General features: G+C 65.5%; 25 protein-coding genes. 19 read left to right on the forward strand and 6 right to left on the reverse strand.

What is annotated here, in order from left to right; translation table 11 throughout:
* The first annotated feature begins 12 nt into the window (after window positions 1–12).
* Window positions 13–243, forward strand: coding sequence for a hypothetical protein (locus WC729_RS12015; RefSeq protein WP_372852937.1), 231 nt, complete (start codon window positions 13–15; stop codon window positions 241–243).
* A gap of 23 nt (window positions 244–266) precedes the next feature.
* On the opposite strand, the gene WC729_RS12020 is transcribed toward WC729_RS12015, so the two are convergent.
* Window positions 267–1,415 (reverse strand): YncE family protein, encoded by a 1,149-nt coding sequence (locus WC729_RS12020; RefSeq protein WP_372852939.1) that lies wholly within the window; start codon window positions 1,413–1,415, stop codon window positions 267–269.
* Window positions 1,416–1,490: 75 nt separating this feature from the next.
* Between WC729_RS12020 and WC729_RS12025 the strand changes: the two genes are divergently transcribed.
* Window positions 1,491–2,396, forward strand: coding sequence for a LysR family transcriptional regulator (locus WC729_RS12025; protein ID WP_372852941.1), 906 nt, complete (start codon window positions 1,491–1,493; stop codon window positions 2,394–2,396).
* Window positions 2,397–2,400: 4 nt separating this feature from the next.
* Here WC729_RS12025 and WC729_RS12030 read toward each other — a convergent pair whose 3' ends face one another.
* Window positions 2,401–3,585, reverse strand: coding sequence for an MFS transporter (locus WC729_RS12030; protein WP_372852943.1), 1,185 nt, complete (start codon window positions 3,583–3,585; stop codon window positions 2,401–2,403).
* A 17-nt stretch (window positions 3,586–3,602) separates the two neighbouring features.
* Window positions 3,603–4,637 carry an aldo/keto reductase gene (locus WC729_RS12035; RefSeq protein WP_372852945.1) on the reverse strand — a complete coding sequence of 345 codons (1,035 nt, stop codon included), beginning with the start codon at window positions 4,635–4,637 and terminating at the stop codon, window positions 3,603–3,605.
* An 84-nt stretch (window positions 4,638–4,721) separates the two neighbouring features.
* On the opposite strand from WC729_RS12035, the gene WC729_RS12040 reads away from it, so the two are divergent.
* The 16 genes from WC729_RS12040 (at window position 4,722) to WC729_RS12115 (ending at window position 18,248) form a co-directional block, all read left to right on the forward strand.
* On the forward strand, window positions 4,722–5,627 hold the full coding sequence (locus WC729_RS12040; protein WP_372852947.1) for a LysR family transcriptional regulator: 906 nt from the start codon (window positions 4,722–4,724) through the stop codon (window positions 5,625–5,627).
* A gap of 84 nt (window positions 5,628–5,711) precedes the next feature.
* On the forward strand, window positions 5,712–6,254 hold the full coding sequence (locus tag WC729_RS12045; protein ID WP_372852949.1) for a hypothetical protein: 543 nt from the start codon (window positions 5,712–5,714) through the stop codon (window positions 6,252–6,254).
* 834 nt (window positions 6,255–7,088) lie between these two features.
* Window positions 7,089–7,838 carry an SDR family NAD(P)-dependent oxidoreductase gene (locus WC729_RS12050; protein ID WP_372852951.1) on the forward strand — a complete coding sequence of 250 codons (750 nt, stop codon included), beginning with the start codon at window positions 7,089–7,091 and terminating at the stop codon, window positions 7,836–7,838.
* A 46-nt stretch (window positions 7,839–7,884) separates the two neighbouring features.
* Window positions 7,885–9,138, forward strand: a complete 1,254-nt coding sequence (locus WC729_RS12055; RefSeq protein WP_372852953.1) for a cytochrome bc complex cytochrome b subunit — start codon at window positions 7,885–7,887, stop codon at window positions 9,136–9,138.
* 42 nt (window positions 9,139–9,180) lie between these two features.
* On the forward strand, window positions 9,181–9,738 hold the full coding sequence (locus tag WC729_RS12060; RefSeq protein WP_372852955.1) for an Rrf2 family transcriptional regulator: 558 nt from the start codon (window positions 9,181–9,183) through the stop codon (window positions 9,736–9,738).
* The gene (locus WC729_RS12065) at window positions 9,735–10,382 is read left to right on the forward strand and encodes a response regulator transcription factor (protein WP_372852958.1); all 648 of its coding nucleotides are present in this window, start codon (window positions 9,735–9,737) and stop codon (window positions 10,380–10,382) included. The genes WC729_RS12060 and WC729_RS12065 overlap by 4 nt, the downstream gene beginning before the upstream one ends.
* A gap of 97 nt (window positions 10,383–10,479) precedes the next feature.
* Window positions 10,480–10,845: a response regulator transcription factor gene (locus WC729_RS12070; RefSeq protein WP_372852960.1), complete on the forward strand. Its 366-nt coding sequence runs from the start codon at window positions 10,480–10,482 to the stop codon at window positions 10,843–10,845.
* Window position 10,846: 1 nt separating this feature from the next.
* Window positions 10,847–12,538 carry a sensor histidine kinase gene (locus tag WC729_RS12075; protein WP_372852962.1) on the forward strand — a complete coding sequence of 564 codons (1,692 nt, stop codon included), beginning with the start codon at window positions 10,847–10,849 and terminating at the stop codon, window positions 12,536–12,538.
* A gap of 263 nt (window positions 12,539–12,801) precedes the next feature.
* Window positions 12,802–13,563 (forward strand): SDR family oxidoreductase, encoded by a 762-nt coding sequence (locus WC729_RS12080; protein ID WP_372852964.1) that lies wholly within the window; start codon window positions 12,802–12,804, stop codon window positions 13,561–13,563.
* Window positions 13,564–13,610: 47 nt separating this feature from the next.
* On the forward strand, window positions 13,611–14,021 hold the full coding sequence (locus WC729_RS12085) for a hypothetical protein (protein ID WP_372852966.1): 411 nt from the start codon (window positions 13,611–13,613) through the stop codon (window positions 14,019–14,021).
* Window positions 14,022–14,079: 58 nt separating this feature from the next.
* The gene (locus WC729_RS12090; RefSeq protein WP_372852968.1) at window positions 14,080–14,544 is read left to right on the forward strand and encodes a carboxymuconolactone decarboxylase family protein; all 465 of its coding nucleotides are present in this window, start codon (window positions 14,080–14,082) and stop codon (window positions 14,542–14,544) included.
* 68 nt (window positions 14,545–14,612) lie between these two features.
* A complete protein-coding gene (locus tag WC729_RS12095) occupies window positions 14,613–15,344 on the forward strand; it encodes a sensor histidine kinase (protein ID WP_372852970.1) in 732 nt (243 codons plus the stop codon).
* Window positions 15,341–15,925 (forward strand): glutathione binding-like protein, encoded by a 585-nt coding sequence (locus tag WC729_RS12100; protein ID WP_372852972.1) that lies wholly within the window; start codon window positions 15,341–15,343, stop codon window positions 15,923–15,925. Before WC729_RS12095 ends, WC729_RS12100 begins: the two co-directional genes overlap by 4 nt.
* Complete coding sequence (locus WC729_RS12105) at window positions 15,925–16,701, forward strand: SDR family oxidoreductase (protein WP_372853317.1); 777 nt, start codon at window positions 15,925–15,927, stop codon at window positions 16,699–16,701. Before WC729_RS12100 ends, WC729_RS12105 begins: the two co-directional genes overlap by 1 nt.
* A gap of 22 nt (window positions 16,702–16,723) precedes the next feature.
* On the forward strand, window positions 16,724–17,419 hold the full coding sequence (locus tag WC729_RS12110) for a dienelactone hydrolase family protein (RefSeq protein WP_372852974.1): 696 nt from the start codon (window positions 16,724–16,726) through the stop codon (window positions 17,417–17,419).
* 43 nt (window positions 17,420–17,462) lie between these two features.
* On the forward strand, window positions 17,463–18,248 hold the full coding sequence (locus WC729_RS12115) for an alpha/beta fold hydrolase (RefSeq protein ID WP_372852976.1): 786 nt from the start codon (window positions 17,463–17,465) through the stop codon (window positions 18,246–18,248).
* Between the two features lie 47 nt (window positions 18,249–18,295).
* Here the strand turns inward: WC729_RS12115 and WC729_RS12120 are convergent, their stop codons facing one another.
* The 3 genes from WC729_RS12120 to WC729_RS12130 all read right to left on the reverse strand — a co-directional run bounded on the left by WC729_RS12120 (window position 18,296) and on the right by WC729_RS12130 (window position 20,010).
* Complete coding sequence (locus WC729_RS12120; RefSeq protein WP_372852978.1) at window positions 18,296–18,949, reverse strand: response regulator transcription factor; 654 nt, start codon at window positions 18,947–18,949, stop codon at window positions 18,296–18,298.
* Window positions 18,946–19,647 carry a histidine kinase dimerization/phosphoacceptor domain -containing protein gene (locus WC729_RS12125; RefSeq protein WP_372852980.1) on the reverse strand — a complete coding sequence of 234 codons (702 nt, stop codon included), beginning with the start codon at window positions 19,645–19,647 and terminating at the stop codon, window positions 18,946–18,948. Before WC729_RS12125 ends, WC729_RS12120 begins: the two co-directional genes overlap by 4 nt.
* A gap of 96 nt (window positions 19,648–19,743) precedes the next feature.
* Window positions 19,744–20,010 carry a hypothetical protein gene (locus WC729_RS12130; protein WP_372852982.1) on the reverse strand — a complete coding sequence of 89 codons (267 nt, stop codon included), beginning with the start codon at window positions 20,008–20,010 and terminating at the stop codon, window positions 19,744–19,746.
* 256 nt (window positions 20,011–20,266) lie between these two features.
* Here WC729_RS12130 and WC729_RS12135 point away from each other — a divergent pair, with 256 nt between their 5' ends.
* Window positions 20,267–23,314, forward strand: a complete 3,048-nt coding sequence (locus WC729_RS12135) for a triple tyrosine motif-containing protein (RefSeq protein WP_372852985.1) — start codon at window positions 20,267–20,269, stop codon at window positions 23,312–23,314.
* Window positions 23,315–23,316: the final 2 nt, after the last annotated feature.

A 23,316-nucleotide genomic window follows, 5' to 3' on the forward strand; every position in this document is an offset into this window, starting at 1 on the left:
AAGAGGCCGGCCATGACCGCCAGCCAGCTCCAGGACATGCTCATCGCGCGATTGACCCGCAAGCTGGGCGGCAGCGCCCGCCGCTGGCGCATCGCGATCGGGCCGGTGCATCTGCACGACCTCGCGACCCATGGTCCGTTCAACTGGTCGGTACGACCGAGCGGCACGCCACGCGAGGTTGCGGAGATTGAGCGGTTGCTCGACACCGTCCGGCTGGATCACCCCGTCTTGACTGCGGATTGACCCATGCTGCGAACGGTTGAAGTCTAACCGGGCGATCGCCCGAGCGTTGCCGGCCCGCCGTTCTCGAAGGTGATGGGGCTGAGACGGACAAGACGGTCGTTCATGCGCTTGAACAAATGGAGGCGGCGGTCCTCGATGCTTTCCGCTACGATGAGATCGCTGGATACGAACATCGCGCCTTGAGCCCAGGCGCCGATCTTTGCCCTGTCCACAACGACCAGCCTGCGGTCCCTGATCGCGAGCAATACGACCTCGCTATCGGGTGAGTAGCGCGGGTCGGCGCGGTCGATCGTGCTCATATTCTGGTTCGCGGTGACCACAAAACCGCCATCGGCCGAGCAATCCACGCCTTCCGGAGAAGGCCCGACGCTGACGGTGTCGATCGCCCGGGCTGGTTCGGCGCGCAGGTCGATCAGGCTGATCGTGTCCCTATCGCCCGACACCGTCCCGTAATTGCCCACCACCGCGTAACCGGTGTTGCCGCAGACGGCGATCGATGCGGGATAGAGGCCGGTGCTGATTTCCCGAAACGGCCGCGGCTCGATCTCCGTGCCGTGCCACCGGAACAGCGCGACCCGGTTGCTGCCGGCAAAAGTGATCGCCAGCGAGCGGCCGTCCGGCAGGAACGCCACGGCCAGCGGCCGCGAGCCCTTGTCGAATCTGAGACGGCTCGCGATCTCGGCGCGCTTTCCCGCGACGCGCAGGATCGTGGCGCTGTCGTCGTCGGCGTGGGTGACGATCATCATGGCGCCGTCGGGGCTCAGCGTAGCCGATGTGCCGGCAAGACCAAGGCGTAGCGTCTGCACCAGCCGAGGCGCGTCACCGGATAGATCGATGATGGAGAGCGTATCGATCGGCACGAGTGTCCGGGGAGCATCGGCGACACGGCCGTTTGCCGCCGGCACGAAGGCCAGGCGCCGATCCGGCGTGATGGCGATCGAGGCTGGCGGCCCCTGGAAGCTGACCGGGACATCGATCGTTCCCGATCGCCGCAGCGATCCCGAGACGAGATCGAAAAAAACCACCTGATCCGGCATTATCCGCTCGGGAGGCACTGCGTCGCTTCCGACCAGCCGTGCGTCCGCCTCCAGACCGACGGCGAGGATGGTTTCCTGCGCCGCTCCGGGCGACGCGGCGAGCAGGCACGAAGCCAGGATGATCCGATTCAGCATGCGCATAGTGTCGGCACATCGGGGCGGGAGCGGTAGGTGGTGACAATGACGCGGACTGTTCACTAGAAGTGAGCAATGGAGCGTGAAAATCTTTCCCAACTAAGCATCTTCGTCTCGGTCGCGCGGGTCAGCAGTTTCCGCGAAGCCGGGCGCCAATTGAATCTGTCGTCGTCAGCGATCAGCCAATCGATCGCGCGGCTCGAACGGTCGCTCGCCACCCGCCTGTTCGAACGCTCGACCCGCAGCGTCCAACTCACTCCCGAAGGTGAGCAGTTATTGGCGCAGGTGGCGCCGGCGCTGACGAGCATCGAACAAGCGATAGAGACTAGCCGTACAAAGCCGGGCGAGGTGCGCGGGCGCCTGCGGATCACTGCGCCGCGTCTCTGCACGACCTTTTTGTTGGCAGATCGCCTGGCTGCCTTTGTTCGGGCCTATCCCTCCATTCAACTCGAGATCAACGTCGACGACAGCATGGTCGATATCGTGGGCGCCGGTTTCGACGCCGGCATCAGACTGCACGAGCAGCTCGAACGCGATACGATCGCGATCCCGATCGGCGGGCCGCAAAGGATGGTCGCGGTTGCATCACCTGCTTTCCTCGCAGGATATGCCCCGCCGGCTCACCCGCGCGATCTGCTCGACCTGCCGTGCATTGCGTTGCGGCTGGAGAGCGGGCGGCTGCACCAATGGCAGTTCGAAAAAGAAGGCGCCCCCTTTAATATCGCGGTTCAAGGGCCGCTGATCGTGAATGATGACGATCTTGCCCTGACGCTATGTCGCGATGGGGCCGGTATCGGGTTCCTCTTCGAGGCGAGCCTTCGGGAAGATCTGGCGTCGGGCCGGCTGATTGCCTTGCTGGAGGATTGGAGTCCGGCTTTTCCGGGTTTCTACCTCTATCATACCGGCCATCGCCATGTCCGCCCCCCGCTCCGCGCGTTCATTGACTGGATGCGGCGGCCATTCGCTGCCGTCGTGCCGTAACACGCTATCCTGCCTCTCCCGCGAGGGGCCGCTCGCTGGGAGCGCCGGCCGGACGGCGGGTCAGGAACAGGACCATCGCCAGACCAAGGGCGGAGGTCGCCGCACCCGCAAGGGCGACCGCCGGATAGCCCAGACGCGCTGCGATCACCGCACCGCCGAGCGCCGCGCCGAGCGCGTTGCCGAGATTGAAGGCGCCGATATTGACTGACGAGGCCAGATTCGGGGCATCGGCTGCCGCGGCCATGACCCGGAGTTGCAATGGCGGCACCAGGGCAAAGCTCGCCACGCCCCAGAGAAACACGAGGCCGGCGGTAGGCGCCGGATGGCGCATGAGCAGCGCCAGGGCGATCAGCACGACCGAGAGTCCACCTAGCGTGACGATCAGCGTCCGATCCACCGACCGGTCGGCGAACTTGCCGCCCAGCCAGTTTCCGACCGTCAGGCCGACGCCATAGGTCATCAGCATCGCGGTGACGAAGCCGAGCGACGCGCCCGTCTCCTCGCGCAGGATCGGCGCGACATAAGTGAAGACAGTGAACATGGCGCTCGAGCCCAGCACGGTCAGCGCGAGCGCCGCGATCACCGGGCCACGCGTCAACACGCGCAGCTCCGCCATCATGTCGCCGCCGGCCGGGGTCGGCATGGGCGGCAGGGTCAGGCGGAGTGCCGCCATGGTCACGAGACCAAGCCCGGCGATGCCCCAGAAGGACGCGCGCCAGCCGAGCTGGTCGCCCGCCCAGGTGGCAAGGGGCACGCCCACCACATTGGCGATGGTCAGGCCCATGAACATCGCCGCCACGGCGCCGGCGCGCCGGTCCGGCGGCACAAGGCTCGCGGCTACGACCGAGCCCACGCCGAAAAAGGCGCCGTGGTTAAGCGAGGTGATGACCCGCGCGATCAGCAGCATGCCGTAGCTGTCCGACACCGCCGACAGCAGGTTGCCGATCGTGAAGATGGCGGCGAGACCGATCAGCAGGGTCCGGCGCGGAACGCGGCCGGTGGTCAGCGTCATCAGCGGTGCGCCGAGCATGACGCCCAGCGCATAGGCGCTGATCAGCAATCCGGCCGCCGGGATCGAGACGCGCAGGTCCTGTGCGATCACGGGCAGCAGGCCCATCGGCGCGAACTCGGTCACACCAATGCCGAAGGCGCCCGCCGCGAGGGCGAGAAGAGGAGCATTGAGTTTCATGGAAGGAGCCTCGACGATCAGACCAAAGGCGGGTTGAGGCGGGCAAAGCCCTCCTGCTGCCGATAAGGCGTGTGGGGATAAGGCGGCAGTACGGCACTTGCGGCATCCAGCGCCGCGATCTGCGCGGGGCTCAGCGACCAGCCGACGGCACCGAGATTGTCGCGGAGCTGCGCTTCGTTGCGCGCGCCGATGATGACGGACGAGACCGTCGGGCGCTGCAGCAACCAATTGATCGCGACCTGCGGCACGGTCTTCCCGGTTTCTTCGGCGACGGCATCCAGCACATCGACGACGCGATAGAGATGCTCGTCCTCGACCGGCGGGGCGAAGGCGGCGGTCTGGTGAAGCCTGCTCCCTTCCGGGATCGGGGCGTCACGGCGGACCTTGCCGGTCAACCGGCCCCAGCCGAGCGGGCTCCACACCAGAGCGCCGACGCCTTGATCGGCGGCCAGCGGCATCAAATCGTCCTCATAGGAACGGCCGATCAGCGAATAATAGACCTGATGCGCGACCAGACGTGGCCAGCCATGGCGGTCGGCCGCGGCCAGCGCTTTCATCAGCTGCCAGCCCGGATAGTTGGAGACGCCGGCGTACCGCACCTTGCCCGCGGCGATCAGCATGTCGAGTGTCGCGAGCAGTTCCTCGACCGGCGTCGAGGCATCGAAAGCGTGAAGCTGAAGCAGGTCGATATGGTCGGTGCCGAGGCGCCCAAGGGCATCCTCGACCGCCCGGATCAGGCGCGCCCGGGACACGCCCCAGTCGCCGGGACCGTCACCCATCGGCAGACCGGTCTTGGTGGAGATCAGCACGGCGTCGCGCCGCCCGCGGATCGCTTCGCCCAACACTTGCTCCGACGCGCCGTCCGAATAGACGTCGGCGGTGTCGAACAGATTGACCCCGGCCTCCAGGCAGATGTCGATCAGCCGACGCGCCTCGGCGGCATCGCTCTGACCCCAGGCGCTGAACAGCGGCCCAGAGCCACCGAAAGTGCCGGCGCCGAAGCTGAGGATGGGAACCCGCAAGCCCGTCGAGCCCAATTGACGATAGTCCATGATTGACCCTTTCCGTATCTCCAAGCACAGATGGGCTGCATGGATGGCAAGCAGTAGCGCATCGCAAAGCCAAGGATTTGTGACATGGATGCACAGATGGTTGCCGCGACTGACAGGGCGCGAGCTCTGGAAGTGTTTGCGGCAGTAGCGGCCGCTGGCAGTTTCTCGGGCGCCGGGCGCGCTCTAGATCTGACGCCGTCAGCGGTCGGGCGGACGATCGACCGCATCGAGGCCCGGCTCGGCGTCCGGTTGTTATTGCGCACCACACGAGCACTGACGCTAACCGCCGAAGGACAGGCCTATCTCGGCGCGGCGCGGCGCATTCTGACCGATCTCGACGATGCGGAACAGGCGATCGCCGACCAGGGCGCGCCACGTGGGCGCCTGAGGGTCAGCGCGTCCCTCTCGCATGGCCGGTTATGCGTCGTGCCGCTACTCGGCGCGTTCGTGCAGCGTCACCCGCACATCCTGCTCGACATCAACCTGACCGACGCAGTGGTCGATATCGCGGGCGGCCAGGCGGATGTCGGCGTGCGCTTCGGCCCGTTGACGGACAGCCCGCTGACTGCACGCAAGCTGGGCGAGACGGGCCGGGTGATCGTCGCGTCGCCCGACTATCTCGCGCAACACGGAACGCCGAAGGTTCCGGAGGATCTGCACCGCCATAACTGCCTGAGCTTCAACTTCCGCCGCGCCGAACCGATCTGGCCCTTCCGCCGCGACGGGCAGGAATATGTCCTGAGCGTGCACGGCAGCATTGAGGCGAATAACGGCGAGACGCTTGGGCAATTGGCTGTGGCTGGCGTCGGCGTAGCGCGCGTGGGCGCGTTCAGCGTGGTCGACGACATCGCCGCGGGCCGGCTCATCCCCCTGCTCAATGCGTATAATCCAGGCGATGTGGAGACTATCCATGCGGTGTTCGTCGGTGGTTCGAACACGCCAGCGCGGGTGCGGGCCTTTGTCGACTTCCTGGCGGAACGGTTGCGATAGGGACCGCGCGACGTGCGACGCATAAACTGTTACGCCTTCGCATCGACCCGGATCGCGCGGGCGATAGCGGAAGGGAAATCGGTCATGTCGTGGATTCCGAAAATCGCCGTCGCGCTTCTCGCGCTGGGAAGCGCCACCGCAGCGGACGCCGCGTGCGAGCGCCATATCTACAACAACACCGATTACCGCTGGTTCATCGAATATGTGCCGGGCGGTGTCTCGTCGTCGACGGGCGGTCTCTATTTCGGTGATTTCTGCGGCAACGTCAGAAACGGGAGTTGCTGGCTGCCGCCACATTCGGTGATGACGATCACTTACACCACGACAGCCGGCATGACGGCGGTCAATCTCGGCGTAAAGGACCCTACCAACTACGAAAAGATCTTCTACGCCTATTCCACGGGGTCGACCTGCCCAAAGCTGCAGCATGACGGCAGTACCGGCGGGGCGTCAGTCAACGACCCCGCCGATGGCGACGTGACGATCAGTTCCTATGCGTGGGATACCTCGATCATGCCACCCGTGATGCCCAATGGCGGCGGGGGGCCACCGGACACGGGCATGCACACCAAGCCGATGCCGGCACCGCCGCCGCCAACCGATATGGGAAAGGCGCGTGCCGACTAGGGCGGATCGCGATCCGGCAGCAGGCCGGCCTTGATTCAACATTTCTGCGGATCGTGGGAACGTGGGATCCGGCGGCGCCTATACGGGGTGCGCACCGGCTCTTTCTCAGTTGTGGACAATGAATTTCCCTGATCCGGTGGAAGAATTCCCTGTTATGCCTGGATAAATTCCCTGTTATCGAATAACAGGGAAACCCCATATAAGCCCCTATAATCCATAAGGAAATTCGACCATCTTCGACGCGGAACAGGGGTATAAAATACAAATTCCCTGTTAAATTCCCTGTTATCTCGCAGGAACAGGGAATTTTGGGGTCGCTGGATTGCTATCCGGTGCGATCATATGATGGTCGGCCACGGTTCCAGAGCGGCGCAGTGTTGCGCCGCGGCTGAGGCGAGGACTTGAAGAGCCGGACAGGTTGGACGCTCGACTGCCATTTCGTTGGCCGCAGGGTGAAATCGGAAAAACCCCTGCGTTCATCATCCCTGTCGCGTCCGATTGACACGGCTCCACAAGCTGCCCGCGAGGCCCGGACTGAGACAGGCGACCGGGGGCAAGCGTGCCGTTGCCTCGTGGCAGCCGGGTCGCCGGACAGCATCTGAGCGGAGGCAGGAAGCCGCCTGCCCGATCTCGCAGGCGACACCCTTCACCGGACGTGCTCGCCCGCCATTCGGGCATGACCCATGGCAGGCATCCCCAACGCTTTTGGCGATCGCACGATACGTCGGACGTCAACGACCTGCTCCTTCCGCGGTACCGATCTCGACCAGCGCATAGGTCGCGGGCCTGCGCTGCATCGCTACCTCTCGGGCGCAACAGTCTGGAAGGAACGACATGGGAGTGCTGACCGGCAAGACGGCCATGATCACGGGCGCAAGTAGCGGAATCGGCCTTGCCATCGCCAAGACCCTCGCTGCCGAAGGCGCTCAGGTGATCATATCGGGCCGGCGCCGCGAGGCGCTGGACGAGGCGATCCGGCAGATCGGGTCCGGCGCCCTTGGCCTGGAAGGCGATGTCGCGGAGCCGGCGCATCACGACCATGTGGCGGCGGAGATCGCGGCGCGGTTCGGTGGGCTGGATATCTATATGGCCAATGCCGGGATCAACACGATCCGCCAGTCGGCCGAGGTCTCCGAAACCGAATATGATACGCAATTCGCGGTCAACACGCGCGGCGTCTTCTTCGGCGTGCAGAAGATGCTGCCAATCATGCGCGACGGCGGCGCGATCGTGCTGACCGGTTCGCTGGCGAGCGACAAGGTGCTCGACGGCCATGCCGCTTATGCCGGATCCAAGGCAGCGATCGGCGCCTTTGCCCGCAACTGGGCGATCGAGCTCAAGGCGCGCGGCATCCGGGTCAATGTGCTGAGTCCCGGACCGACCGACACTGCGATTCTGGAGAAGCTCGGCATCCCGCCGGAGCAACTCGGCGCGTTCGAAGCAGCGATGGCTGCAGCAATCCCGCTCGGGCGGCTGGGCCAGCCCGACGAGGTCGCCCGTGCGGCACTGTTCCTCGCCTCGGAGGCTAGCAGCTTCGTCACCGGCATCGATCTGCGCGTCGATGGAGGCATGGCGCTCCTTTGAGCCACCCAGATTCCACGCGTCTCCATCCTCGATCCAGGACAAGATCATGAGCTTTCCATGGGCCAGGCGATATGAGCCGAAGCATCCGGCGATGCGCTGGCTCGACGAGAAGCTGCCGCTGCCGCGCTTCGTCTTTGGGGTCACCGGCGTGGGCTATCCGGTGCCGCGCAACCTCAACTATTTCTGGAACTTCGGGGTCCTGAACGGGACCGCGCTCGTCATCCAGATGGTGACTGGCATCGTGCTCGCGATGCATTATGCCGCAAACACCGGCTTCGCGTTCAACAGCGTCGAGCACATCATGCGCGACGTGAACAGCGGATGGCTGATCCGCTATGCGCATATGAACGGCGCATCCTTGTTCTTTGCGTCGGTCTATATCCACATGTTCCGCGGGCTCTATTTCGGTTCCTACAAGGCGCCGCGCGAGATGGTGTGGCTGCTCGGCCTCGTCATCCTGCTGTTGCTGATGGCGACCGCCTTCATGGGCTATGTCCTGCCCTGGGGTCAGATGAGCTTCTGGGGCGCGCAGGTCATCACTGGGCTGTTCAGTGCGATCCCGCTCGTCGGAGAACCGATCCAGACCTGGCTGCTGGGCGGCTATTCGCCGGACAACGCGACGCTGAACCGATTCTTCGCGCTGCATTACCTGCTGCCGTTCGTGATCGCCGGCATGGTGATCCTGCACATCTGGGCGATCCATACCCCCGGCTCGAGCAACCCGACCGGCGTCGAAGTCCAGGGGCCGCAGGACACCGTCCCGTTCCACCCCTATTACACCGCGAAGGACGGGTTCAGCGTCGCGGTTGCGCTGACCCTGTTCACAATGCTGCTGTTCCTGTGGCCCAATGCGCTTGGCCATCCCGACAATTATGTACCCGCCAACGCGCTTTCGACACCGGCGCATATAGTGCCCGAATGGTATTTCTGGCCGTTCTACGCGATCCTGCGCGCCTTCACCGTCGACTTCATCCTGCCGGCCAAGCTGTGGGGCGTGATGGCGATGTTCGCCTCGATCTTCCTGCTGTTCTTCCTGCCCTGGCTCGACACGTCACCGGTGCGGTCGGGTCACTACCGGCCGCTCTTCCGCAAATTCTACTGGTTCGGGCTGACCCCTTGCGTGCTGACCCTGGGCTATTGCGGCGGCGCGCCGGCCGAGCCGCGCTATGTGATCGTCTCGCAGATCGCCGCGATCTATTATTTCGCGCACTTCCTGATCATCCTGCCGATCATCGCCAGGATCGAAAAGCCCCTGCCCCTTCCGAACTCGATCACCGCGTCAGTGCTGTCGGCGCCCTGATCGGCATTGCCGATTCAAACGCGGACTGATATTATCCGCGTTATGGCTCACCTCACCGTCAGCGTCGAATATGGTGTCCACTGCCTGCTCTGGCTGGCGGGCTCGGGCGACACGCCGCTCAGCAGCCGCGACCTTGCCGACCTCCAGGGCATCTCGCACAGCTTCCTCGCCAAAATCTTCTCCAGACTGGAAAAGGCCGGGATCGTTCGCGCCTCTGAGGGGGTGCGTGGCGGCTATCTGCTGGCGCGCGCGCCGGAAGACATCAGCGTGCTCGCGGTTGTCGACGCGATCGAGGGGCGCAAGCCGCTGTTCGATTGCCAGGAGATACGAGGGCGGTGCGCGCTGTTCGGCAGCGAGCCGCCGCGATGGGCGACAAATGGCGTCTGCTCGATCCATGCGGTGATGTTGCGCGCGGAAAAGGCAATGCGCGACACGCTGGCCGGTCAGTCGCTGGCCGCTCTGACTCAGGCGGTTGCCCGCAAGGCACCGTCCGATTTCTCGACCGAGGTCGAGACCTGGCTCGGCGACCGTGTCCGAAGCCGTACCCGACGGTCGAGCCCGGCCGCCGCATCATCCCCGAACAGGGAGGTTCCATCATGACCGTTGCCGCCGCCGAGAGCGAACGCCCGCTGGTCGTCATCGTGGATGACGATGCGGCGGTCCGCACGTCGATCGAGGAGCTCATGTTGTCGGTCGGGGTCGACGCTACCGGCTTCGGTTCAACCCGCGAGCTGCTCGAAGCAGACTTGCCCGAACGGCCCGGCTGCCTGGTGCTCGACGTGCGCATGCCCGGGTCAAGCGGACTCGATCTCCAGCAACATCTCGCGGCGACCGGCAATGCGAAGCCGATCATCTTCCTGACCGGGCACGGCGATATCCCGATGACGGTCCAGGCAATGAAGGCGGGCGCCGTCGATTTCCTGACCAAGCCCTTCCGCGATCAATCCATGCTCGATGCGGTGACCGCGGGCATCGAGCGGGACCTTGCCCAGCGCGCCGATGCCCGAACGGTAAAGCAGTTTGCCGACCGCTACGCCACCCTGACCGCGCGCGAACGCCAGGTGCTGAAGCTGGTGGCACTTGGCCGCCTCAACAAGCAGATCGCGTTCGAGCTCGGCATTACCGAGGTGACGGTGAAGCTCCATCGCAGCGGCGTGATGAAGAAGATGCAGGCCGCATCGATCGGCGAGCTCATCCGCGCCTGGGAAATGCTTCCCGCCGAGATCCGCGAGCGGACGACCTAGACCATGGTATGGTTACAATGCCCCCTGAATTCAGCGACATCCAGTGGTGGCGGCGCCTGCCGCGTCATTGAGGTCCTTTCGTTTGTCCAACCCACCCGTGATTGCGATCGTGGATGATGACGAGGCCGTACGCGAGGCGCTCTTCGATCTCCTTCAGGTTGAAGGCCTCGCGGCGTGCACCTTCGACGGCGCGGCGGCCTTCCTTGCCGAGGCCAGGCCGGGCCGTTTCGGCTGCCTCGTCACCGATGTCAGGATGCCCGAGATCGACGGCCTCGAACTGCAACGACACTTGCGTGCGCGTGGCTCCGCCATGCCGGTGATCTTCCTCACTTCCTCGACGGACGATGCCACGCGCGCCCGTGCATTGCGCGACGGCGCTGCCGCCTGGCTCACCAAGCCGGTTGCCGACGAGGCATTGCTCGGAGCACTGCTGACGGCGATGAGCCCGCGCGGTACCGACTGACGTGGCGACGGCGTCCCCTTCCCTCGTCGAGGTCGGACGAAATGACAGCGCTACCCCGGCCCCGCCTCGCGCCAGTGGCGACGACGATACGACGGCCTGGTGGACGCTCGACGTGTCGGGCGCACGCGCCACCGTCGCGTCGATCGCGAGCGGAAATGGGCCCGCCAACTGGATTGAGCTGCTTCTCGCCGGCATCAGCATCGCCGATGTCGACCAGAATATCGTGCATCTTGTCGGGCCTTATGCGGGTCGCCGGCAAATGATCGGGCAACCGATCATCGCCTATTGGCCGCCCGAAAGCTGGTCTGCGCTGGCCGAGCTGATCATGGCCGGCGTGGCGGACTATCCGTCGGACGCGGCGCGGACGCGCAAGATCACGTCGCTTGCCTTTGCCGACCCCGTGATCAGCATAGCGACCGACGAAACCGGTGCGCATCCCGACATCGTGTTCCTGTCGATCGCCGGCACGGTGGTCGACCACCGCTCCTTATGGTCGGTGCGGGCCTCGGAGACACGCTACCGCAACCTCATCCATCATCTCCCCTGGGCACTGCTGCAGGTGGACTCAACGCCGATGTCGGTGCTCTTCGACACGCTCCGCCGCGACGGCCTCACCGATATTCGCGCCCATCTCGAGGATATGCCGGACCTGGCCAGCCAGTGCAGCAAACTGGTCCAGGTGACCGATGCCAATCAGAACGCCGTGCAACTCTTCGGGGTGGGCGGTGCCGAAAGCCTGATCGGCTCGGTCGACTTCCTGTTCGCAGCGTCTCCCGACACTGCAAAGCGTGTGATCGCCGCCCATTTCGACGGCCACCGCAACTATGCCGAGACCATGAAGCTACGGACCTTCGACGGACGCCTGCGCGACGTCGAGCTGTCGGTGACCTATCCGACGCCGCCGGAGCGGCTCGATGTGACGCTCCTCAGCCTGGAGGACGTCACCGATCGGCTGCGCACCGAAGCGCAATTGCGCCAGCTGACCGCCGACTACAGCCGCGCGGCGCGGATCTCGATGCTGGGCGAACTCGCCACCTCGATCGCGCATGAGGTCAACCAGCCGCTCTCCGCGATCGTCACCAATGCCGAGACCAGCCTGAGATGGCTGTCGCGCGACGACCCGAATCTGGCAAAGGTCGGGCAGCTCACGGTGCGGATCGCGGAGAATGCCCGGCGCGCGAGCGACATCGTCCAGCGCATTCGCGGCATGGCGGCCCGGCGCGCGCCCGAGCGAGTCCTGCTCGACCTCAACGGGATCGTCGAAGAGGCACTGCTGTTCGTCCGCCACGAGATCGAATCCCGCGCGATCGCCCTGTCGACACGCCTTGCGTCCGGTCTCCCTCCCGTACTCGGAGATCGGGTCCAGCTACAGCAGGTGATCGTCAACCTGCTGGTCAATGCCGTGCAGGCGCAGCATGGCGAGCCGGGCCGGATCGACCTCGATACAGCCACCGGCGAAGATGGTTCGGTCGTCTTCACTATTCACGACAGCGGACACGGCATCGCCGAGGAGAATCTGGACCGCATCTTCGGCAGCTTCTTCACGACCAAGGATGAAGGCATCGGCATCGGCCTCGCGCTTTGCCAGTCGATCATCGCGGCGCATGGCGGCACGATCAGCGTGTCGAACCATCCAGAAGGGGGCGCACTCTTCCAGTTCTCGCTGCCGGCCGCGGTGCCTGAAATCGATTGACTGAAGGTCGGGCCGCACCAGCCCCGGGGAAAAGGGCGCCCTGACGAAGGGAAGAGGCGACAGTCCCAACCACTGCGCCTGCGGCCGGTATCGGAGCGCTGGTCGAGCCGACCCTGTGCCAAGGGACAGGTCCGCTGCCCCTTCAGGGGGACCATGGCGCATCCCTCGGCACGATAGAGGCCGGGGGCCGGATGCGCGATCTTCACTCTCGACCCTGAACCGGCCGACGCCAGTCGCGGCCCGCCAACAGACGAGGTGAAATCATGAAGATCGTGGTCATTGGAGGCACCGGCCTGATCGGGTCGAAAGTGGTCGAGTCGCTCCGCCAGGGCGGCCATGAAGCCATTGCCGCTGCGCCGAACACTGGCGTGAACACGATCACCGGCGAAGGTCTCGCCAAGGCGCTGGAAGGTGCCGAGGTGGTGGTCGACGTCGCGAACTCGCCTTCTTTCGACGCCCAACCAGCGATGGACTTCTTCCAGACCGCGGGCCGCAATGTCGCTGCGGCAGAACAGGTTGCCGATGTGCGCCACCACATCGCGCTCTCGGTCGTCGGTACCGAGCGGCTGCAGGACAGCGGCTATTTCCGCGCCAAACTTGTCCAGGAGCAGCTGATCAAGGCCGCGCCAATCCCCTACACCCTGATCCACGCGACGCAGTTCTTCGAGTTCCTGCGCGGCATCGCGCAGTCCGGGACCGAGGGCGACACCGTCCGCCTGCCGCATGCCCGTTTCCAGCCGATGGCCGCGCGGGATGTCGCCGCCGCGGTCGCGGAAGCGGCGCTTGGCCTGCCGATCAACGACACCGTCGAAGTGGCCGGCCCCGATATCTTCCACATGGACGAGATCGTCGCCCGCGTGCTCGATTTCGACAAGGATCCGCGCACGGTGATCGCCGATCCGCAAGCACCCTATTTCGGTCTCACGCTGGACGACCGGTCGCTAATGCCCGGCCCGGATGCGCGCCTCGGCGCCACTGGCTTCGACTGGTGGCTCGCCAACGTCCCACCGCCGCCGAAGAGATAAGCGGCCGCGGCACCGTCCGCAGCCTCCCTCCAGACAAGGATCCAGCAATGCTGAAACTGCTCTGCCTCATCACGGCTGTCACGCTCGGCGTGGGCGGCCTGGCGAATGGCGCCTTCATGCTTGTGGCCCCGGCCGACTGGTATTTCGCGGTACCGGGCGTCATGACCACCGGGCCGTTCAACCAGCACTTCATCCGCGATATCGGGATCATCTTCTTGTTCGTGGGCGCCGCCTTCCTGATCGGCGCTGCCCGGCCGGACAATCGAGTCCTGTCCTGGGGAGCGCCGACCTTGTGGCTCGGCTGCCACGCACTCTTCCACTTCTGGGAAGTCGCAGTCGGCATTTGCGGACCCTCGGCGCTCGCCCGCGACTTCCCGGCGGTCACCCTCCCGGTGATCCTGGGCACCGCCCTGACCTGGTGGGCCGTGCACGACCGCCGTGCCGCCCGCGCCGCTTGAACCTCCACCCAGCATATCCCCACCCGGAACCACCAGGTTCCTTTCCAAGGAGAAGAAAATGACCCCTCGTATGAACATCTTCCAGGTCGCCCCCGAAGGCTCGAAGGCGATGCTCGCCGTGGAGGCCAGCATCGAGAAGAGCGGCATCGAGCACGGCCTGCTCGAGTTGGTGCGGCTGCGCGCCTCGCAAATCAACGGCTGTTCCTTCTGCGTCTACATGCACGTCAAGGACGCGACCAAGCATGGTGAGAGCGACATGCGTATCCACATGCTGGACGGCTGGCGCGATTCCCCGCTGTTCACTGACCGTGAACGCGCCGCCCTGAACTGGACCGAAAGCCTGACCCGGATCGCCAAGACCCACGCACCAGACGCGGATTATGCACTGCTGCAGAGCCAGTTCAACGAGACCGAGATCGCTTATCTCACGCTGCTGATCGGCGCCATCAACCTCTGGAATCGGGTGCAGATCAGCCTTCGCGCCGTCCACCCCATTGAGGAATCGGTGGCCGCGGCTGCCTGATCGCCCGGGGATGCGCGGTACGTGGCTCCCAACCGTACCGCGCATCCCCACCCGCCAGGGAGGATCGCATGACGCCCTTTCAAACCCTCAGCGCACAGGGCGAAGTCGCTCGCGACCTCTCGGCGGCCGGAGCGGTTCATGACCTCGGCAATTTGATCCAGGTCGCGTCTGCCGCGATCAACATCCTCGTGCGCACGCCCGGCATGCCGACCGTTCACGCGCAGCCGCTGCTCGGCCGCGCGAAGGCCTCGCTGGAGGAAGCCGGCGCGATCGTCCAGCAGACGATCAGCCGGATCCGTGACCATATCCCAGCGGTCGAGGACACCAACGTCATGGCATGCCTCACCGACGTCGCAGCGCTGGTCGGGAGCATGGACGAGGCCGGCCTCGTCATCGAGATCGATGTCGAACCGGGCCTGCCCCAGGTGAAATGCGACCCCATCGGATTGCGACGCGCGATCCTGAACCTCGTCTTCAACGCGCGCGACGCAATGGCGGGCGGCGGCATCATCTCGATCGAGGCGCGCGCGATGTCCCGCAGCGCGCCGGGAGTCGAGATCCGCGTCGCGGACGACGGCGTGGGCATGTCGCCCGGCACTCTTTCTCGCGTCTTCGATCCCTTCTTCACAACCAAGGAAGACGGGCTGGGCGGGATCGGCCTGCCGATGGTCGAACGCTTCGTGCGCGGGGCCGGGGGAGACATCTCCATCGGTAGCGCACCGGGCATCGGCACGACCGTCACGATGAGATTGCCGGCGATCGTCCGGGCTGGATTTTTCCAACAGGAGTCAGACCAATGAAACTCTATTATGCGCCCGGTGCCTGCAGCCTTGCCGGCCGGATCTCGCTTCACGAAGCCGGGTTCCCCGCCGATTTCGAAAAGGTCGACCTCAAGACCAAGTTCACCGAGCAAGGATATGATTTCACCGCGATCAATCCCAAGGGCTATGTGCCCCTGCTCGTGCTCGACGACGGGGACTCGGTGACCGAGAATATCGCGGTCCTGGAGTTCATTGCCGATCGCGAACCGAAGCTTGCGCCGGGCGGCCCGCTGGGGCGCACTCGCCTGCTCGAGATGCTGTCCTATCTCTCGACCGAGCTGCATATCGCCTTCAAACCCTATTATCACGGGGCGAGCGACGCCGAGAAGATCGAGGCCGGCGAAGCCGTCGCGAAGCGACTGGACGTCATCGCCGAGCGGATGCACGAACTCTATCTGTTCGGTCCGCGCTTCACCGTGGCTGACGCCTATCTGTTCGTCATGCTGCGCTGGGCCAAGGCGTTCGGCGTGCGCATGTCACCCGAGATGCTCGCCTATTTCGAGCGCGTCGCCGAGCGGGAAACTGTGCGCAAGGCGCTGGCCGAGGAAGGGCTGGCGTGATGCCCAAGATCGTCGTGATCGGCGGCAGCGGACGCATCGGCGAGAAGCTGGTCAGGAACCTGCGCCAGGAGGATTGCCGGGTCTTCGAAGCTTCGCGGAGCTGGGGCGTCGATAGCGTGACCGGCGTCGGCCTGGCCGACGCGCTGACGGACGCGGAAATCGTGATCGACGTCTCGAACTCGCCCTCGCTGGAGGGGGCGGACGCGTTGCGGTTCTTCGAGGCGTCGGGTCGCAACCTGGTCGCCGCCGGGCGGGCGGCAGGCGTGCGGCACCATATCGCGCTCTCGATCGTCGGCGTCGATGGGCTGGTTGCCAGCGACTATTTCCGCGCAAAGAAGATCCAGGAAGACCTGATCAAGGCATCAGGCATTCCCTTCACGATCCTGCGCTCGACCCAGTTCTTCGAGTTCATCAGCGATGTCGTGCAGGACGGTACCGCGCAGGAGATCGCGATAGCGCCCGCGCTGGTCCAGCCGATCGCGGGTGAAGATGTCGCCGAGACGCTGGCGGACGCGGCCTTCAGCGATCCGTTCGACGCGACGATCGAAGTCGCCGGGCCCGAGCAATTCCGCCTCGACGCGGTCGCGACCGAAATCGCGACCGCGCATGAGGACAGCCGCCGGGTCGTGGCCGATATCCACGCCCGCTATTTCGGCGCCGAGCTCGCGGAAAGGTCGCTGCTGCCCGGGCCGGATGCCCGTATCGCCTCGCTGAAGTTCGACGATTGGCTGCGCCAAAGCCTGCGGCCGGCACGAACGTCGACCCTCTCGGGCTGATCCCTGATCAAAGGAGAATTCCATGTCCAGCTATATCACCGTCCAGACAGAGGGCGGCGCTTTCAGCGCCTATATCGTTCGACCGAGCCAGCCCATCGCACCCGTCGTTATCGTCCTGCACGAAGCATTCGGCGTCAATGCCGACATGCGCCAGACCTGCCACGAGCTCGCAGCGCTGGGCTTCATCGCGTTGTGTCCGGATTTGTACTGGCGGCTGGAGTCCGGGGTCGATCTCGACGTGACCAGCGATGCCGACTGGCAAAAGGCGCAGGTGCTCTACGCCGCTTTCGACCGGAATGCCGCGGTCAGCGACATCGCCGCCACGATAGGTGCCGCCCGCGCTTTGGAGGGCGCTTCCGGCAAAGTCGGCCTGCTGGGCTTCTGCCTTGGCGCCCTGATGACCTTCCTCACGGCGGCGCGGGAGCGGATCGATGTCGCGGTGGCGTATCACGGCGCCGAGACCGAGAGATATCTCGATAAAGCCCCCGGGATCACGGCGCCGTTGCTGATGCATCTGGCCGAAGAAGACGAGTTCATCTCGAAGGCGGCGCAGGCGCAGATCAAGGCAGCGCTCGCGGACCGGCCGGAGATCGACATCTACAGCTATCCAGGCTGCAGCCATGCCTTCGCCCGTCACAACGGCCTTCACTACAACGCGGACGCGGCGGCGCTGGCCAATGGCCGCAGCTGGCGTTTTCTCGAGCGCCACCTGCTCTAGGCGCCCTCCCCCACATTCCTGACCACCATCCACGGAGATGAATATGCGCACTCCGCTTCGCGCCCTGATGCTCACTGCCACGCTCGCCGTTTCCGGGAGCGCCGTTGCCCAGAACGCAGCCCCGCAGGATAAACCCACGATCGTGCTGGTGCACGGTGCGTTCGCGGAATCGTCGAGCTGGGATCCGGTCATCGCGAAGCTCGGCAAGGACGGCTACCGCGTCATCGCCGCGGCCAATCCGCTGCGCAGCGTGGCCAGCGACGCCGTCAACGTCTCGGCCGTCATCCGGTCGATCAAGGGGCAGGTCGTACTGGTGGGCCATTCCTATGGTGGACCGGTCATCACCGAGGCGGCCAATGGCAATGCCAACGTCAAGGCGCTGGTCTATGTCGCCGGGTTCGCGCCCGACACCGGCGAAACGAGCCTCACCCTCGCCGCCAAATTCCCCGGAAGCACGCTCGGGACCAGCCTGACGACGGTGGTGCTGCCTGATGGCGACGAGGACCTCTATATCCAGCCCGAGAAGTTCCACGCGCAGTTCGCCGCTGACGTTCCGGCGGCACAGGCCGAAGCGATGGCGGCGACCCAGCGCCCCGTGACGCTATCCGCCCTGGGTGAACCGTCACGCGTGGCTGCGTGGAAGACGCTGCCGTCCTACATGATCTACGGCACGGCCGACCGGAACATCCCCGCTGCCGTGATGAAGTTCATGGCCGAACGCGCGCATGCCCGGAAGACCGTCGTCGTCGAGGGGGCGTCGCATGTGGTGATGATCTCGCATCCCGCAGAGGTCGCCTCATTGATCGAGGAGGCAGCGCAGGCGAAATGAGGGGCGCCGGGGTTGTAGGCGCCCGGATCAGCGTCATGCGGCCGACCTCAGCTGCCTCCCTGCCGGATATCGGTCGGCAGCGCTTCCCAGATGCGGATAAGGGCGCCGAGCGAACACGCCTTCATCTTGCGCATAACGTTGCTGCGATGGAGCTTGACCGTGACTTCGCTGATGCCGAGGTCGAAGGCGATCTGCTTGTTGAGTCGCCCCCTGGCGACCCAGAGCAGCACCTCGCGCTCGCGCGGGGTGAGTGTGGCGAACAATTCGAGTTGCCGCCTGATCGATCGCGCACTGGCTTGTTGCGCGATGTCGCGTTTGATGCCGGCCGAAACCGCATCGAGCAAGGCCTGATCGCGCACCGGCTTGACCAGGAAATCGACGGCCCCTGCCTTCATCGCCTTGACCGTCATGGGAACATCGCCGTGCGCCGTCAGGAAGACGATCGGCTTGGCGTCGCCCTTGGCCGCCAGCCGATCCTGGAGATCGAGGCCGCTCGACCCCGGCATGCGCACATCGAGGATCATGCAGCCCGGTCGATCGGGAAGGTCGGCCTCGAGCAGTTCCCGCGTCGATGCGAACGCGGCCGCCTCGATCCCCACCGACTCTAGCAGATCGTTCACGCCGTTTCGGATTTCCGCATCGTCATCGACGATGAAGACCAGCGGCCGTCCGTCAACCTTTACCCCGTGATCCATGCTCATGCCGGGATTCCTTCCCTAGCCGATGCGAGCGCCGGAGATCGCGCACCGGACGCCGGCGGCGCTATCCTGCGCATCGGCAGCGCTACTCGCACCTCGAAATCCAACCCGACCCGCACCGCGAGCGCGCCGCCGAGGCACCGGGCGAGGGATTTGGCGATCGCCGGTTTGGCCGCGACGGCGGATGTAGCGTCCGATCCGGTATTTCTGACTACCAGCTCAAGCCCCTTGGCCGCATCTGCAAGCGAGATGGTGATTCGTTGCGGCGTACCGGATCGAGCGTGCTTCAGCGCGTTGGTCACCAGTTCGACGACGAGGAGCAGGATGCCGCGCCCGATCATCGGATCGCCGCCGAATGCGTCCATGCGCACTTCGACGAGCGAGTCTTCCCGGTCGAACGCGCGCAGCAGGTCAGCGCAAAGCGCTTCGCATGCCGGGGCAAGAGAGACATTCGCTTCCACGGGCTCAGCGAGCAGCCGCTGGATCCGGGCCAGCGCCCCGATGCGATCCTGCAGGGCACGCAGCATCTTGGGGGTGGCGCCGCGGCGGATCGTCGTGCCGGCCATGACGGAAATCGCCTGGAGGCTGTTGTAGAAGCGGTGATGCAGTTCGCGAAACAGCATTTCCCGCAGCGCATCCTCGGACTGCACATCGATCGCATCGACCGGCTCATCCCGATCGGGGTTGTGATCCATCAGCATATCGCGATCTCCCAGCACCAATGGGTGCGACATTCCCACGCCCGCCATTTCCGCGAAATCCCGAGGCAGGGCAGCACATGCCGCCCCATTCGAGGGTCATCCGCCAAGATGGATGACGCGGCGGCCGAAAATCCTGGCGTCGAGCGAGTAAGCACCGGCACCCAACACCATGAGCGCGACGCTACCCCCGGCCTGCGCGATCAGGAGGAGCGCCAATCCTTCATGTGACGCGGCGGCGCTCCACGCAGCCGCGCAGCCGAGCACGAAGCTCGCATAGCGCGTGCCCAATCCCGCAACGAGCAGGATAGCGACGATCACCGCCATCGGCATGGCGATGCGCGCGAACAGCGGCAGGGCATTCAAGCCCGTGAGGATCGAAAGCGCTGCAGCTGCGTGGCAAAGTCGGAGGACCAGCAAGGCGATGCCATGGGGCCCATCGGGGTAGGATGAATGGAATTTTGGCACCTCTGGATTACTATCCCCAGGACGTGTCGCCGCTAATCCTCAGCCGGGGGATGACCGAATGCCTCGTTCGGGGGTAGGATTGCCGTGACACCTCGCGGCACATGCGCTCGTTCGCGGTTCCGGGTGCAGTAACTGCCGGGTGGGGAGATCGGCGTTGAGGCTGTTGCACTATCTGGCACCGCTCGTGCCGCTGGCCCTGCTGCCGTCCATTCCAGCCCGCGCGCTCGATCCGGCGCGCAGCATTGCGCAATATCAGCATAGCCGCTGGATGTGGAATACCGGCGTGCCGGCGCCGATCTTCCAGATCGTCCAGGGCCGCGATGGCCATCTCTGGCTTGCAGCCGGCGTCGGGCTCTACCGGTTCGACGCGCTCGGTTTCGAGAAGATCGAGGTCGAGGGAAGCACTGAATCCCACGGATCGGCCATCACGGTACTCGCGGCGCGCAATGGCGACATCTGGACCTGGTTCGCCCGGTCGGGGCGGTTCGCGGTCTATCGCGACGGTGCGCTACGCCTCGTCGCCGCGCCGTCGGTCGATGGGCAGGTCACTCGTATGGTCGAGACACCGGATGGCGCGATCTGGGCCGGCATCGGCGATCTGGGCCAGCCGCTGTTGCGGCGCCATCAGGGGCGGTGGGAACGCGTCGGGGCCGATTGGGGACTACCGCGCGACCAGCTCTACGGGATGGTAGTCGCCACGGACGGCGCCCTGTGGGTGTCCTACATCAACTCGGTCCACCGGCTCGCGCCGGGCGCCCGGCGGTTCCAGCAGATGCTGGCCACGCCCGAGGCCTCGGGAACATTGACCGCGGACAAGGCCGGACAGATCTGGCTTTCGGACAAGAACGGAACGCGCGCGGTCACTGGCCCGGGCGGTGTCGGGCCGGCACCGGTGGTCCGATTTCCCTATCCGACGGACCGGTCTTTACGCCGGGGCAGGCCGATCTTCGACCGGGACGGCAATCTCTGGATCGCGTTGCGCTCGGGTGGGCTGGAACGGCTCCGCACGCCGTCCCCCAACGGTGCTTCCTCGGCCGCTGTGGCCGCTGCGCAGATCGACCATTACCGCGCCGAGGACGGCCTCACCTCCGATCGGACGAACAAGCTGCTCGAGGATCGCGAGGGCAATATCTGGGTCGCCACCTCGCTGGGGCTGGACCGGTTCCGGCCGGCGGCCGTGGCGGTCGAACCGTTGCTGACCAGACCGGCCGCCTATGGCGACATCCTGCTCGGCGCTTCGGACGGCTCGGTCTATGTCGCCCAGGCCGACAGCGTCTACCGGGTCGCGCCGGGCGGCCGCCCGGAGCCTTACATGACGAAGACGGCCGAGCCGGAGGCGATGTGCGAGGCACCCGACCGCACCGTCTGGACCGTGTTCGCCGATCGGATCGTCGGAAGGAAGGACGGCACCACCCATGTGCTGACTCACCCGCGCACCGAGACGGGCGTCTATGACTGCGCAGTCGATCGTCGCGGCGACCTGTGGCTCACCGCGGCCGGGAACGGGATGTACCGCTATCGCGGCGGACGGTGGGAGGCGATGTTCGGTCCAACCGACGAGGCCCGGTTCCATCCGACCAGGATGATCGCCGATGCGCGGCACAGGCCGGTCGTCCTGTGGAACCCGGGCACGATCAGCTGGATCGATCCCCCCAATCGCCAATCGATCACCGTCGGCACGGGCAAGCCGATCGTGAGGGCGTTCGACGAGACGCCCGATGGTTTGCTTGTCCTAGGGAATTTCGGTCTCGCGCGCGTGCAGGCAGGGCGCGCACGACTGTTGCCGATGGCCAGGATTCCCGGCCTCAGGGGCGCGGACGGTATCGTGCAGACGCCGCAGGGCGATATCTGGGCGATGCTCACGGCAAGTGTCGCGCGGATCACGACACGCGACTTCGACAAGGCCCTGTCCAACGGTCGCTACCTGCCGCCCGTCACCGTTGTGGATTTCCATCAGGGTCTGCCCGACCGGCCGACCGCCGAGACCGGCCGGGGCATCGTCCATGGTGGAGATGGGCGAGTGTGGTTCGCGACCCAGGCCGGGACCGTCTGGATCGATCCCGCGAAGATCGACAGCAACCCCGTGCCGCCCGGCGTCGCAATTACCGCGCTGACGGTCGGCGAGAGACGGTATCGCGACCCGAAAACCCTCTCCCTGCCGAGCGGTTCGCCGAGCATCGAGATCGATTTTGCCGCGCTCAGCCTTTCGATTCCGGAGCTGGTCAAGGTGCGGTATCGGCTGGAGGGCGTCGACCAGGACTGGATCGACCCGGGCAAGCGGCGGCAGGCCTTCTACACCAACCTCGCACCGGGGCAGTATCGCTTCCAGGTCATCGCCGCCAATGATGCCGGCGTCTGGAACCGCACCGGCGCCGTCGTGACATTCGAGGTTCCGCCGACCTTCCTGCAATCCCGCTGGTTCGCCTTGCTGTGCGGGGTGCTGGCGCTCCTCGTCGCCTGGCTGCTCTTCCGGGTTCGCCTGCATCAGGTCGCGAACCGCATGCGGCGACGGCTCGAGGAACGCCATGGCGAACGCGAGCGCATCGCCCGCGACCTGCACGACACGCTGCTGCAGAGCGTCCAGGGCCTGATCCTGCGTTTCCAGGCGGTCGCAAACGACATGCCCGGCGACGCGCCCTCGCGGCAGCGGCTGGAAAGCGCGCTCGAGCGGGCCGACGATGTGCTGGAGGAAGGCAGGGACAGCGTCCGCATCCTGCGTGCCCGCGATAATCCGGGTGACCTACAGCAACTGGTCAGGGAGATGGTCGCCAGCACGCTCGATCCCTCCTTGCCGGTGCGTGTCGTCGTCGAGGGGCGGCCGCGCGCCGCCAATCCCCTCGCCGCGCTGGAAATTGCCCGGATCGGCCGCGAGGCGCTGTTCAACATCGCGCGCCATGCCAAGGCCCGCTCGGTCGAGATCAATCTCAGCTTTGGCGCGAAACAGCTTGGCCTTCGCATTCGCGACGACGGCGTCGGCATTCCCGACGAGATCCTCGCCCGGGGACAGGCCGAGGGGCATTATGGCCTGCCCGGCATGCGTGAGCGCGCGGAGGAGCTGGGCGGCAGCCTGTCGATCGACAGCACCCCGGGTGCTGGGACCGATGTGAGCTTCACCATCCCTGCCAGGCTGGCCTATGTCGGCGAAGAGCGGAAAGGGTTCGGCCCGTTTTCCTGGCCCCTGTTCCGTCACGCGGAGACCTGAGC

It is taken from the genome of Sphingomonas sp., assembly GCF_041661825.1.
Lineage (GTDB): Bacteria > Pseudomonadota > Alphaproteobacteria > Sphingomonadales > Sphingomonadaceae > Sphingomonas.

Excerpts from the sequence above, each read along its gene's own strand:
- WC729_RS12015 (WP_372852937.1), top strand. The coding sequence starts at position 13 with ATGACCGCCAGCCAGCTCCAGGACATGCTCATCGCGCGATTGACCCGC.
- WC729_RS12020 (WP_372852939.1), bottom strand. The coding sequence starts at position 1,415 with ATGCTGAATCGGATCATCCTGGCTTCGTGCCTGCTCGCCGCGTCGCCC.
- WC729_RS12025 (WP_372852941.1), top strand. The coding sequence starts at position 1,491 with ATGGAGCGTGAAAATCTTTCCCAACTAAGCATCTTCGTCTCGGTCGCG.
- WC729_RS12030 (WP_372852943.1), bottom strand. The coding sequence starts at position 3,585 with ATGAAACTCAATGCTCCTCTTCTCGCCCTCGCGGCGGGCGCCTTCGGC.
- WC729_RS12035 (WP_372852945.1), bottom strand. The coding sequence starts at position 4,637 with ATGGACTATCGTCAATTGGGCTCGACGGGCTTGCGGGTTCCCATCCTC.
- WC729_RS12040 (WP_372852947.1), top strand. The coding sequence starts at position 4,722 with ATGGATGCACAGATGGTTGCCGCGACTGACAGGGCGCGAGCTCTGGAA.
- WC729_RS12045 (WP_372852949.1), top strand. The coding sequence starts at position 5,712 with ATGTCGTGGATTCCGAAAATCGCCGTCGCGCTTCTCGCGCTGGGAAGC.
- WC729_RS12050 (WP_372852951.1), top strand. The coding sequence starts at position 7,089 with ATGGGAGTGCTGACCGGCAAGACGGCCATGATCACGGGCGCAAGTAGC.
- WC729_RS12055 (WP_372852953.1), top strand. The coding sequence starts at position 7,885 with ATGAGCTTTCCATGGGCCAGGCGATATGAGCCGAAGCATCCGGCGATG.
- WC729_RS12060 (WP_372852955.1), top strand. The coding sequence starts at position 9,181 with ATGGCTCACCTCACCGTCAGCGTCGAATATGGTGTCCACTGCCTGCTC.
- WC729_RS12065 (WP_372852958.1), top strand. The coding sequence starts at position 9,735 with ATGACCGTTGCCGCCGCCGAGAGCGAACGCCCGCTGGTCGTCATCGTG.
- WC729_RS12080 (WP_372852964.1), top strand. The coding sequence starts at position 12,802 with ATGAAGATCGTGGTCATTGGAGGCACCGGCCTGATCGGGTCGAAAGTG.
- WC729_RS12085 (WP_372852966.1), top strand. The coding sequence starts at position 13,611 with ATGCTGAAACTGCTCTGCCTCATCACGGCTGTCACGCTCGGCGTGGGC.
- WC729_RS12090 (WP_372852968.1), top strand. The coding sequence starts at position 14,080 with ATGACCCCTCGTATGAACATCTTCCAGGTCGCCCCCGAAGGCTCGAAG.
- WC729_RS12095 (WP_372852970.1), top strand. The coding sequence starts at position 14,613 with ATGACGCCCTTTCAAACCCTCAGCGCACAGGGCGAAGTCGCTCGCGAC.
- WC729_RS12100 (WP_372852972.1), top strand. The coding sequence starts at position 15,341 with ATGAAACTCTATTATGCGCCCGGTGCCTGCAGCCTTGCCGGCCGGATC.
- WC729_RS12105 (WP_372853317.1), top strand. The coding sequence starts at position 15,925 with ATGCCCAAGATCGTCGTGATCGGCGGCAGCGGACGCATCGGCGAGAAG.
- WC729_RS12110 (WP_372852974.1), top strand. The coding sequence starts at position 16,724 with ATGTCCAGCTATATCACCGTCCAGACAGAGGGCGGCGCTTTCAGCGCC.
- WC729_RS12115 (WP_372852976.1), top strand. The coding sequence starts at position 17,463 with ATGCGCACTCCGCTTCGCGCCCTGATGCTCACTGCCACGCTCGCCGTT.
- WC729_RS12120 (WP_372852978.1), bottom strand. The coding sequence starts at position 18,949 with ATGAGCATGGATCACGGGGTAAAGGTTGACGGACGGCCGCTGGTCTTC.
- WC729_RS12125 (WP_372852980.1), bottom strand. The coding sequence starts at position 19,647 with ATGCTGATGGATCACAACCCCGATCGGGATGAGCCGGTCGATGCGATC.